This is a genomic window from Burkholderia sp. PR2, from assembly GCF_052372875.1.
Classification (GTDB): Bacteria; Pseudomonadota; Gammaproteobacteria; order Burkholderiales; family Burkholderiaceae; genus Burkholderia; species Burkholderia diffusa.
In genome coordinates this window covers 1,742,579-1,754,052 of record NZ_JBQRWH010000004.1, presented here as the reverse complement: position 1 = coordinate 1,754,052, position 11,474 = coordinate 1,742,579, and the positions used below count along the sequence as shown (strand labels likewise).

Annotated in this window: 12 protein-coding genes; 5 read left to right on the top strand and 7 right to left on the bottom strand. The window is 63.8% G+C overall.

What is annotated here, in order from left to right:
- Positions 1-44 precede the first annotated feature (44 nt).
- Together ACT2FV_RS25340 and ACT2FV_RS25335 are read right to left on the bottom strand one after the other, a co-directional pair.
- Complete coding sequence (locus ACT2FV_RS25340) at positions 45-470, bottom strand: hypothetical protein (protein ID WP_444505054.1); 426 nt, start codon at positions 468-470, stop codon at positions 45-47.
- A 38-nt stretch (positions 471-508) separates the two neighbouring features.
- Entirely contained in the window at positions 509-1,291 is a 783-nt protein-coding gene (locus ACT2FV_RS25335; RefSeq protein WP_444505053.1) for a COG4705 family protein, read from the bottom strand.
- 250 nt (positions 1,292-1,541) lie between these two features.
- On the opposite strand from ACT2FV_RS25335, the gene ACT2FV_RS25330 reads away from it, so the two are divergent.
- The gene (locus ACT2FV_RS25330) at positions 1,542-2,642 is read left to right on the top strand and encodes a saccharopine dehydrogenase C-terminal domain-containing protein (RefSeq protein WP_444505052.1); all 1,101 of its coding nucleotides are present in this window, start codon (positions 1,542-1,544) and stop codon (positions 2,640-2,642) included.
- Positions 2,643-2,801: 159 nt separating this feature from the next.
- Here the strand turns inward: ACT2FV_RS25330 and ACT2FV_RS25325 are convergent, their stop codons facing one another.
- Together ACT2FV_RS25325 and cydX are read right to left on the bottom strand one after the other, a co-directional pair.
- Positions 2,802-3,419, bottom strand: coding sequence for an AAA family ATPase (locus tag ACT2FV_RS25325; RefSeq protein ID WP_444505051.1), 618 nt, complete (start codon positions 3,417-3,419; stop codon positions 2,802-2,804).
- Positions 3,416-3,562: a cytochrome bd-I oxidase subunit CydX gene (gene cydX, locus ACT2FV_RS25320; protein WP_082729050.1), complete on the bottom strand. Its 147-nt coding sequence runs from the start codon at positions 3,560-3,562 to the stop codon at positions 3,416-3,418. The genes ACT2FV_RS25325 and cydX overlap by 4 nt, the downstream gene beginning before the upstream one ends.
- Before the next feature lie 179 nt (positions 3,563-3,741).
- Between cydX and corA the strand changes: the two genes are divergently transcribed.
- Entirely contained in the window at positions 3,742-4,719 is a 978-nt protein-coding gene (gene corA, locus ACT2FV_RS25315) for a magnesium/cobalt transporter CorA (protein WP_444505050.1), read from the top strand.
- 12 nt (positions 4,720-4,731) lie between these two features.
- On the opposite strand, the gene ACT2FV_RS25310 is transcribed toward corA, so the two are convergent.
- The gene (locus ACT2FV_RS25310) at positions 4,732-5,019 is read right to left on the bottom strand and encodes a YciI-like protein (RefSeq protein ID WP_059606847.1); all 288 of its coding nucleotides are present in this window, start codon (positions 5,017-5,019) and stop codon (positions 4,732-4,734) included.
- 453 nt (positions 5,020-5,472) lie between these two features.
- On the opposite strand from ACT2FV_RS25310, the gene ACT2FV_RS25305 reads away from it, so the two are divergent.
- Together ACT2FV_RS25305 and ACT2FV_RS25300 are read left to right on the top strand one after the other, a co-directional pair.
- Positions 5,473-5,961, top strand: a complete 489-nt coding sequence (locus ACT2FV_RS25305; protein WP_044848239.1) for an aminoacyl-tRNA deacylase — start codon at positions 5,473-5,475, stop codon at positions 5,959-5,961.
- A gap of 327 nt (positions 5,962-6,288) precedes the next feature.
- Positions 6,289-7,779, top strand: coding sequence for an ISNCY family transposase (locus tag ACT2FV_RS25300; RefSeq protein ID WP_444505049.1), 1,491 nt, complete (start codon positions 6,289-6,291; stop codon positions 7,777-7,779).
- Between the two features lie 217 nt (positions 7,780-7,996).
- Here ACT2FV_RS25300 and ACT2FV_RS25295 read toward each other — a convergent pair whose 3' ends face one another.
- Positions 7,997-8,917: a HEAT repeat domain-containing protein gene (locus tag ACT2FV_RS25295; protein ID WP_444505048.1), complete on the bottom strand. Its 921-nt coding sequence runs from the start codon at positions 8,915-8,917 to the stop codon at positions 7,997-7,999.
- 526 nt (positions 8,918-9,443) lie between these two features.
- Between ACT2FV_RS25295 and ACT2FV_RS25290 the strand changes: the two genes are divergently transcribed.
- The gene (locus ACT2FV_RS25290; protein WP_444505047.1) at positions 9,444-10,157 is read left to right on the top strand and encodes an SDR family NAD(P)-dependent oxidoreductase; all 714 of its coding nucleotides are present in this window, start codon (positions 9,444-9,446) and stop codon (positions 10,155-10,157) included.
- A 112-nt stretch (positions 10,158-10,269) separates the two neighbouring features.
- Here ACT2FV_RS25290 and ACT2FV_RS25285 read toward each other — a convergent pair whose 3' ends face one another.
- Entirely contained in the window at positions 10,270-11,202 is a 933-nt protein-coding gene (locus ACT2FV_RS25285) for a LysR family transcriptional regulator (protein ID WP_151048879.1), read from the bottom strand.
- Positions 11,203-11,474 lie beyond the last annotated feature (272 nt).

Here is an 11,474-nt window from a genome sequence, read left to right as displayed (position 1 = left end):
ATTCCCGGGCGCGCGTCACGTGCCGCGCGCGCCCGGCGCAACGCTTATTTGCCGTCGAACCGGTCGAAGGTCGCGAGCAGGCTCTTCATCGCGGCGGCCGAATCGGCCTGGGTCGGATGGTCGGCGCGCAGCGCGGACAGCGCGCGGTCGATCTCCTGGTCGACGACGTGCCAGTCGGCGGCCGCGCGCGGCTTGAGGCCGGCCTCGGCCGCATCCCACGCGATCTCGAGATCCTTGATGCGTGCCTTCGCGCCGGCGAGGTCGCCCTTGCCGACGAGCGTGTCGACGTCGGCGGCGATCGCGCGGAACTGCGACAGGTCGCCGAGCTTCGATGCGTGCGCCGCCGCGGACGATGCGGGCGCGGATGTCGATGCGTTCGCATCCTGTTGCTTCGAGCAGCCGGCGGCGCCCAGCACGGCAATCGCGGCCGCTGCGACGGCGAGACGGGAAACGGAATACGGGAAGCGCATGGGGTGTCCTCGATTCGATGAACGGAATGGAAAGGGTGTCATTCGGCGGCGCCGGCACGCGTGTGCGTGCCGCTGCCGAATTGCGCGACGGCGACGAGCAGCACGATCACGGTCAGGAACAGCAAGCTCGTCCACGCGGCGCCGAAGCCGAGCCCGCCGTATGCGCGGGCCTGCGTGAGCAGGTCGCCGAGCGAGGCGCCGAACGGGCGCGTCAGGATGTACGCGATCCAGAACGCCAGCGTCGCATTGGTGCCGAGCCGCCACATCACGAACACGGCCGCGATCAACCCGCCGAAGCACAGCGCGCCGATCGTGAAGCCGAGCCCGAGCGCTTCGGTCGCGAGATCGCCCGCGGCGGTGCCGAGCGCGAACGTGCAGAGGATCGCGGCCCAGTAGAACAGCTCGCGCCGCGGCGTGACGATCGTATCGATCGACAGCGTGCCTTCGACGCGATGCCACACGAAGAAAATCGCCGCGAGCGCGACGGCAAACGCGGCGGTGCTCGCATACAGGCTGACGTTCAGGCCGTCGGTGAGCAGGTCGGTGATCTGCGTGCCGACGATGCTGACCAGCACCACCGTGAGCCAGTAGACCCACGGCACGTAGCGGCGCGTGTGCAACTGCAGCCACAGCGCGAGCGCGAGCAGCGACGCCATCGCGATACGCGTGACGGTCTGGCCGAGGCCCGCGTTGACCGCGAGAAAGTCCGCGCCGGTTTCGCCGACCGTGGTCGACATGATCTTGATGATCCAGAACGAGAGCGCGACGTCGGGCACCTTGTTCAGCCAGTGCGACGCGCGATTGACGGGCAGGGATTGCATGCGATGCCTCCTTGGCGATCGGGTGGTCGGCATGCAGTCTGAAACGGGAAACTTAGGCCAGCCATAGCGAGGCCGGCAGCGGGATGAATGCGCTGCTCCGACATTTCGACGAAATGTGGCGTCATAACGTCGAAATTATCGGTCGTTTCGCATCATTCTTCGTCTTGGAACTGATTTTGCGCGTCCCTAAACTGTGTTCATGGCTCGACGCCGTACACCAACACCAAACTCATCATCAGGAGATAAGCGCATGAAAATCGCCATCGTCGGCGCAGGTCTGATCGGTCACACCATTGCTCACATGCTGCGTGAAACGGGCGACTACGAAGTGGTCGCGTTCGACCGCGACGCTGATGCGCTCGCCAAGCTCTCGCGTGAAGGCATCGCGACGCAGCGTGTCGATTCGGCCGACGCCAATGCCATCCGTGAAGCCGTGAACGGCTTCGATGCGCTCGTCAACGCGCTGCCGTACTACCTTGCGGTCAACGTCGCCGCGGCGGCCAAGGCTGCCGGCGTCCATTACTTCGACCTGACCGAAGACGTGCGCGCGACCCACGCGATCCGTGAACTGGCGGATGGTTCGGACCGCGCGTTCATGCCGCAGTGCGGCCTCGCGCCGGGCTTCATCGGCATTGCCGCACACGAGCTCGTGAACGGCTTCAGCGAAGTGCGCGACGTGAAGATGCGCGTCGGCGCGCTGCCCGAGTATCCGACCAACGCGCTCAAGTACAACCTGACGTGGAGCGTCGACGGCCTGATCAACGAATACTGCCAGCCGTGCGAAGCGATCCGTGACGGCCGCAAGCAGTGGGTGCAGCCGCTCGAAGGCCTCGAGCATTTCTCGCTCGACGGTACCGAATACGAAGCATTCAACACGTCGGGCGGTCTGGGCACGCTGTGCGAGACGCTGTCGGGCAAGGTCGAGACGCTCGACTACAAGTCGGTGCGCTATCCGGGTCACCGCGAACTCGTGCAGTTCCTGCTCGAGGACCTGCGCCTGTCGAGCGACCGCGACACGCTGAAGTCGATCATGCGCCGCGCGGTGCCGTCGACGAAGCAGGACGTCGTGCTCGTGTTCGTCACGGTGACGGGCGTGAAGGACGGTCAGCTCGTGCAGGACGTGTTCACGCGCAAGATTTTCGCGAAGGACGTGTGCGGGATGCACATGAGCGCGATCCAGATCACGACGGCCGGCGCGATGTGCGCGGTGCTGGATCTGTTCCGCGAGAAGAAGCTGCCGCAGAGCGGTTTTATCCCGCAAGAAAAGGTGTCGCTGAAGGCGTTCCTCGCGAACCGCTTCGGCAAGCTGTATGAAGGCGGCACGATGGAGCGCGTGCACGAAGTCGCCTGACGACGGGTCTCCGGCACGAGGGCCGTGCGACGCCGGGAGCGCAACAGCGCTTCCGGCGTTGTTTTTTTGAGCGTGTCGAAGCGTGTCGAAGCGTGTCGAAGCGTGTCGAAGCGTGTCGAAGCGTGTCGAAGCGGGGAAGAGCAGGGCGATGCCTGCCGCTCAGGCGGGCAGCGGCGGGAGGATCGATGCCTGCGGCGCCGGCGGTGCGATGCGGTACAGCAGAGCATCGATGTCCGCGTCGGACGGCGCGGTGTTGTCGAACATCACGATGCCGTCGCATTCGTGGCCGGTCGGCACGAAGCGGCGTTGCCGGTATTCGTCCCAGTGCGCGAGCTTGTACGCGTCGTTCGGATTGCCGCGCGCGACGATCCGCTGGCGCGCAACGTCTTCCGCGGTATGGACCCACACGACCGTCAGCACGACGTCCGGCCCGATGCCGAGCCACGTGCGGTCGAGGATGCGCCGATCACGCACTTCGCGCGACAGCGGGCCGACCACGAGCACGCCGATGCCGAGCGCGAGATTCTCGCGGGCTGTGTCGAGCAGGCCCTGGTATTCGGGATCGCGCAGGTGTTTCAGGTAGAGCGGGCTGTCACGATCGTTCGGATCGGAGGTGAGGGCGCCCATCGCGGCCGAACTGTAGCGGCCGTAGAGCGTGTCCTTGTCGAGCAGGCAGAAGGCTTCGCCGGTCGCACGCATCAGCGGCCCGATCAGCCGCTTCGCGAGCGTGGTCTTGCCGGTGCCGGCATGACCGCAGAAGAACACCAGGTGCGTCACGAATACCGGCTCCCCGGATCCGCGCGCGATGCGTCGGTGCGCTTGTCGCCGCGCGAGAAGACTTCCGCCTCCAGCCACATCGCGTTGATGATGCCGAAGCCGAGCGCCACGCCGATGCCGAGTATCCACGAGAAATACCACATGGGTCTGTCTCCTTGACGGTTGGGCCGCACGGCCATGCCGTGCGTCTGTCGAAGCGATGCCGTGCGCATGCCGCGTCGCACGTAGTCCGATCATGACCAATATCGGCGTGTCGCGCAAGCCGGGCCGCCCGCGCGTCAAACCGGTAAACTGATGCGAAAACTGCAACAAGACGGACAACATGCTGATCAATTGTGCTGCATACCAGGACGGCCGCAAGCTGGCCGAAATCGATATCGACGCCATCAGCGACTACGTGTCCAAGCCCGAGTGTTTCGTGTGGGTCGCGCTGAAGGATCCGACGCCGGACGAGATCGACCTGATGGGCGAGGAATTCGGGTTGCACGAGCTCGCGCTCGAGGATGCCCGCAAGGGGCATCAGCGGCCGAAGATCGAGGAGTACGGCGACTCGCTGTTCGCGGTGCTGCATATGGTCGAGCTCGACGACGACGGCGAATTCAAGGTCGGCGAGCTGAACGTGTTCGTCGGCCCGAACTATGTGCTGTCGATCCGCAACCATACCGAGCAGGACTTCCGCGACGTGCGCAAGCGCTGCGAGCGCGAGCCGCATCTGCTGCAGGAGGGGGCGGCGTTCGTGTTCTATGCGCTGATGGACCAGGTCGTCGACCGCTATTTCCCGATCCTCGAGACGCTCGGCCTCGAGCTCGAGGAACTCGAGGACCGCATCTTCACGAAGGCCTCGCCCGCGTCGTCGCGCGTCATCATCGAGGATCTCTATTCGCTGAAACGCAGGCTCGTAACGCTGCACCAGCACACGGCGCCGCTGATCGAGCCGCTCGCGAAGCTCACCGGAGGACGCATTCCGCAGGTCTGTAGCGGGATGGAGCATTACTTCCGCGACGTGTACGACCACCTGCAGCGGATCGTGAAGACGATCGAAGGGCGGCGCGAGATGGTCGTGACCGCGGTCCAGGTCAACCTCGGGATGATTTCGCTCGCGGAGAACGAAGTGACCAAGCGGCTCGGTTCGTTCGCCGCGCTGTTCGCGATACCGACGATGATTGCCGGCATCTACGGGATGAACTTCGCGAACATGCCCGAGTTGCACCTCAAGTACGGCTTCTACGGCTGCATCGGGGTGATGGTCGCCGCCGATCTCGCGTTGTGGTGGCGCTTCAAGCGGGCGGGGTGGCTGTAGCCGCGAGCGCTGCTAGCGCGGGGCATGCTTGCCGACCACGACGCGCCACGGACGCACGTACCAGGATTTGACGAGGCCGTGCTGCACGTACGGATCGGCGCGGGCGAACGATTCGGCGGCTTCCGGCGAGTCGCCTTCGAAGACGAGCACGGCCCGGTCGGCTGGATCCTGCAATGCGCCGGCGAGCATGAGTTCGCCGCGCTCGGTTGCCGCCTGCGCGAGTGCGAGGTGCTCGGCGCGGTACTGCTCGCGCCGGGACAGGTAATCGTCGACGAGTTCGTAGATCAACTGGTAATGCATGGTCGCTCCCGGAATCGGTTGCCGCTGGATGGCGGGCGGTTGGCTCAGTATAGAGCGAGCTTCGGTCTTTGTCGGCGCGTGGCCGGCCGATTTCGGGCCACCACGAAGATGATTTTCAGGTCTCGATGCCCTTCCCTAAAATGCAACTAACGGTCTAGGCTGAATCCGCCGTCGCATGGATTCGCGTTATCGCATTTGACCGGTTATCGCCGGTTTTGTCTTCAGGAAAGGCGGGTCCGGACGGCATGTTCCATGCGTATTCCGGGCCCGGATTTCGCATACCGGCAAGGGCGGCTAGGGCGGCCGCGCCGACCGGAAAAGGGGCCGAAGCCAGGTGTCGGGGCCGTCCGTCCGGGTGTCGTGCGAGGGCGTTTCCATTGGCCGCAATGCGACCTATGCTGAACGAATCCGGAGCGAACTTCGTTCGCCCGATTCGTCGAGACGAGGTGTGCCATGCCTGTGTCAGCCACCCTGCAGGATTGCCTGCGCCAGAAGTCATCGCGGTACGAAGTCGTGTACCACCCGTATAGCCATACCAGCATGGAGACGGCCGCCGCCGCGCATATCCCCGGCGATCGCCTCGCGAAAACCGTACTGCTCGAGGACGACGAAGGCTACGTCGCCGCCGTGCTGCCGACGTCGCATGCAGTGCGGCTGTCGGATCTCTGGGTCAAGACCGGTCGTCATCTCGTGCTCGCCAGGGAAATCGAACTGCGCGAACTGTTCAAGGATTGCGACCTAGGCGCGTTGCCGCCGGTGTGCATGGCGTACGGGATGAAGACGTTCCTCGAGGAACATCTCGCGCAGCAGCCGGAAGTGTATTTCGAGGCCGGCGACCACGAAGCGCTGATCCACATGATGCAGGACGAATTCCTGTCGCTGATGGAGACGGCCGAGCGCGCGCATTTCTCGCACAAGATGCAGGGGATGTGGTTGTCCTGATCGTCCTGTTGCGGGCAGTTTGCGGTGGTTGGAGACGGCGTCTGGCGGACGGCCGTCAGGGACGTTGCGTTTCGCCGGTTTTGCCGCAGCTGCGTTTACGCCGGAAATCGGTGCCGCGAGCGACCGGTGAGGCGGGATTCTGGTGGCGTCCCATCGGGATCTCAGTGGTGTCGTCGGGTGAATTTCGTATTTGACATAATCATAGTTATCAACAAAAAATCTTGTGGCGGCTAAGTTGTAATGTCCGCTTCTGGCTAAGTTCAAATGTCCGTTTTTCGACCCATCGTAAGCTGATCGGCCGCTGGGAATCCAGCGCTGGAGGCTTCGATGGCAGCGACGGAACGGATCACGATGACGATGCGCGAGCTGGACAAGTTCAAGGTCATTCAGGACGTCGCGGACGGCAAGCTTCAGCCGTGGCGCGCGGCCGAGCGACTCGGGCTGACGACGCGGCAGATCCGGCGACTGGTCGGCCGATTGCGTGATCACGGGCCGCAAGGTCTCGTGTCGCAACGGCGCGCGAAGCCCAGCAACAACCGATTGGATAGCATGACGGCTGATCGGGTGCTGTCAATCATCCGGGATCGCTACGCGGACTTCGGTCCGACGCTGGCCTGCGAGAAGCTGTACGAATGCCACAACATTCGGCTGGCCAAGGAAACGGTCCGCAAGCTGATGACCGACGCTGGCCTCTGGGTGCCGCGCCGGCAACGCCCGCCCAAGGTCTACCAGCCGCGAGCGCGTCGGGCATGCCTGGGTGAACTGATCCAGATCGACGGCAGTGACCATCGATGGTTCGAGGATCGGGCGCCGGCCTGCACGTTGCTGGTGTACGTCGACGATGCGACGAGTCGGCTGATGATGCTGCACTTCACGCAGACCGAATCGACGTTCAGCTACTTCGAGGCGACGCGAATGTATATCGAGTGCCACGGCAAGCCGGGGGCGTTCTATAGCGACAAGTACAGCGTGTTCCGCAACGTAACGCCAGGCAAGACTGGTAATCGGGTAACGCACTTCGGCCGCGCGATGTACGAGCTGAACATCGACACGTTCTGCGCGAACAGCAGTCCGGCCAAGGGGCGAGTCGAGCGAGCACATCTGACGTTGCAGGATCGCTTGGTCAAGGAGCTACGACTGCGCGGGATCAACACAGTGGCCGATGCCAACGCTTACGCGCCCTCCTTCATCGCCGCTTACAACACACGTTTTGCGAAGCCGCCGAAGAGCGATTTCAATGCGCACCGGCCGCTGCGGGCCGATGAGAGTCTTGACTTGGTGCTGACGTGGCGCGAGCCGCGGAAAGTGACGAAGTCGCTCACGGTGCAGTACGACCGCGTGATGTATTTGCTGGACGATACGCCGGAGAATCGGCAACTGATTGATCGAACGATCGAGGTTTGGGAGTACCCGGATGGGCGCATCGAACTCCGAACGGAGGGTCGTGTGTTGCCCTGCAGGCAGTACGACCGGCTGGCCGAAATCGATCAAGGTGCCATCGTCGAACACAAGCGTCTGAGTCACGTACTACAGATCGCGCAAGCGCTTCAGGCGCAACGCGATAACAGCCGAATCGGTAAGGCACCGTCTCGAACGCATCGAGGCGATTCGACTAAGACGAATCGCAACACCACTCAGCCGAACCAAAAGAAGCAGCGTGAGTTCACGCAGACCGATGTCGAGAAAGTGATCGTGGATCTCGCCGAACGCAGACAGGTCCAACAGCCCGCGCGCAAACCTGGCCGTCGGTCTGCGAGGGGCAGTGACGCAAGCGTAAGCACCCTGCCCGTTCAGGATCAGCTCTTCGACACTGCGTGAGCTATAACCCAAGACAAACAAGCACCAAGCCCGTAAACCCGGACATTTCAACTTAGCCGAGAGGCGGACATTTGAGAATGGCTTTGACAAATCTTGTAGTGGCTAGATTGAAATGTCCGCTTTTGGCTACATGGAAATGTCGCTTCTGCGGCCGGTCTGCCGACCAACCACCGGATTCCCGGTTTCCAGCCGCAGGCTGCGCACGATGCGGCGGCGTTCAACTCGTCATCATGACGTCTCGCGCGTTCCGGACGACGTATTCGCGACCGTCTTCCTCGGCCAGCTTCACGTATTGCGCCAGCTTGCCGGATTTGACGTCCTTGAGCACCCACAACGCGGCAATCCGCTGATATTCATGTCCGGTGTCCCATGCGCGTTCCGCGAGCGTTTCGGCATAAGCGGACTTCAGTGCGCCCAACGCAAGCAAGGCACGCCGGCGCACGTATTCGTCCTCGTCGTTCACCAGGCGCAACAGCAGTGCTTCGGCCTCTGCGGCATGCGAACCCTGCCCGCCGAGTCGCGCGGCCAACTGCCATTTGGCGTTCGGCTCCGACGCGTCGATCGACGCGCGCGCAAGTGCCAGCAACGCGTCGGGTTGCGTCCAGAGCATGCTCGAAATGTGTTCCAGCGCGTGGTCGCGGGCAATCGCGTAAAGCAGATCGGCGCACGCGGTTACGGTCCAGGCGTCCGGCGCAAGCGAGTCGACGACGGCAAGCGACGCGTCCCACAGGGCTTCCCAATGGCCGTACTCGCATTCCCAGTCGGTACTTCGCTGGTGGACCGGGTATAGCGTTGCCCATTCCCTGAATTTTTCGACCTGTTCGTGCAGTGTGTTCAACGCGTGCATGGAAATTGTATTGATTGCGACTTGCTTCACCGTGCGATTCACGCGGCGTGAAGCTGCGCCATCAGGCGCGGAGCGTCGCCCTGGCAGCCCGAAACCGGATGCTTCGAGCCACCCGCTCGCCATGTTCGCCGCGCCGCATCCGGCGCCGGCTGTTGGGCGGCGCTCGCGCGATCCTGCGCTTGGTGCAGGTACGGCGCCGGCCGAAGCAAGTGTCCGGGACAAGCGGATCGGCGGCGTTCGCTGCCGGGCAATCGTCGGGCGATATCGGGCCGCATCTACGGCTGTGGGCACGATTGTGCCAGTTTTGGTCGTGTTCGGAGTGCCGGTTAGCGCACCGAGCATCCACGTGCGACGGCATGCCCTGCCCTGATTCGCTTGGGGAGCCGTTCGACGAAGCGCGTGACGGTCAGATCAGGCGCGTTTTCGCATCCGAGAGTTTCGGTGAAAAATAACGCTATTGTGATAAGAAAAGTTATCCGGATAGTTTTGATAAAAATCAGAAGTGCCCGACGCGTGACGCACGATCCGAGATACGGCATTCACATCATTTCGCCACGCAAACCGTCGAATTCGCAACGATCGACGCGTGTCGCCCTGTGTGAATGACGGCGCACTGGGGGCGCGTTGACTCATCTCCGCCGGCATCCTCGCCGCTGCGTCGGTCCCCGCTCTTCCCCGCATTTGTTCCCGCGACGCAAGACTGTTGGTCCATGGTGGGTATTCGAACTCCGGCCCGGCGCGCCTAGAGTTGCGTCCATCGGATTCATCAATCCGGTCGGCGCTGAAGCCGAAAACCAGTCACCTGTCGAGGCATATCATGAGCACTTCCAAAGTCATCATCGTCACCGGCGCATCGCAAGGCATCGGTGCCGAAACGGTCAACGCATTCCGCGCCCGGGGCCATCGAGTGGTCGCGACGTCCCGTTCGATCGGGCCGTCGGACGATCCCGATCTCGTCACCGTCGCGGGCGACATCGGCGACCCGGCTGTCGCGCGGCGCGTGGTCGACGCCGCCATCGAGCGCTTCGGCCGGGTCGACACGCTCGTCAACAACGCGGGCATCTTCATCGCGAAGCCGTTCACGCAATACACGGCGGACGACTACGCAGCTGTCACCCGCGTGAACCTGGATGGCTTCTTCCATGTCACGCAGCACGCGATTGCGGCGATGCAGCGAAACGGAAACGGCGGCGGTCATGTGGTCAGCATCACGACGAGCCTCGTCGACCACGCGAACAGCAACGTACCGTCGGTACTCGCATCGCTGACGAAAGGCGGGCTCAATGCGGCGACGAAGTCGCTCGCGATCGAATATGCGAAGGCCGGCATCCGCGTGAACGCCGTGTCGCCCGGCATCATCAAGTCGCCGATGCACGCGCCCGACACGCACGCGACGCTCGCATCGCTGCATCCGGTCGGCCGGATGGGCGAGATGAGCGACATCGTCGGCGCGATCCTGTATCTCGATTCCGCGCCGTTCGTCACCGGCGAGATCCTGCACGTGGACGGCGGCCAGAGCGCCGGGCACTGAGCGGCAACGTCGTGAACATGCGCCGGCGCGCAGGGTGCGCGGCGCCCCGATGCCGGCGCAGGCGAGGCTTGCGCGCCCCGCTCTGCCCGGTTGCCGGCATGGCTGGCCGCGGCTAGCGAGTCCGCCTGCCGGGTGCCTGTTCGAGATGTTCGACGAGAAAGTCGACGAAGACGCGCACGCGCGACGACAGATAACGTGCATGCGGATACAGCAGCATGAACGGCCTCGATCGCCCGCCCTGGGCGGACAGCACCTCGGTGAGCGTGCCTTCCCGCAGATCCCGTTCGACGATGAAGCGATAGGTCTGGAACAGGCCCGCACCGCTGCGCGCGAGGGTGACGCCGGCGAGGACGTCGCCCGACGTGCCATAGCCACCCGTCGTCGCGACGTCGATTTCCGCTGCTCCGTCGTTGAACAGCCATGGAATCGGCCTCCCGCTGCTCGGGAGCTCGAACTGGATGCATTCGTGCGCGTGCAGATCGTCGGCCGTGCGCGGTACGCCGGCGCGCTTCAGATAGCCGGGCGTCGCGACGACGACGAGTTCGGCGTCCTCGAGCTTGCGTGCGACCAGGCTCGAATCCGCTGGCGCGCGGCCGCGGATCGCAAGGTCGAAACCCTCCTCGGCGAAGTCGATGTTGCGGTTGCTGAGATGCGTTTCGACGCGTACGTCCGGGTATCGCTCGCGAAACGCGGGCAGCAGCGGCAGCACGCGATAGTGTCCGTATGGCGTCGGCATGCTGATGCGCAGCACGCCGGCCGGCGTTGTCTGCTGCCCCGTCGCTTCGCGCTCCGCGTCGACGAGCTGCGACAGCGCATCACGACACTGCTCGAAATAGCGCCGCCCGGAATCGGTGAGGCGGATCTGGCGCGTTGTCCGTATGAACAGGCGTACACCGAGTCGCTCCTCGAGCCGCGCGACCGACCGGCTCACCGCAGCCGGCGTGACGCTAGCGGCCGTTGCGGCGAGCGTGAAGCTGCCGAGTTCGGCTGCCAGGCAGAACAGCTCGATGCTGCCGAGCAGGAGGTCATCGAATTTTCTCTGCATGGGGCGGCTCCTGCTTCCTCGTGCTGCCTTGAGCGGTTGCAAAACGGCGAATTCGGCTTGCGCCTGCAACGAGGCATCACGCTTCCGGCCCGCCAGCGCTGGTTGTTCCGTGGCGGGACGCCGAAGCACCGAGTGTGCATGAATCCCCGCTGGGAAACCAGCGGATCGGCGATACCGGAGTTACGCGTTCGCGCCGCGTTGCACCGCGGGCGATTCGTTACACCGTGTGTCGAGTCAATTGCGCGAACGATATTTACCGGCCCCTACCGCGT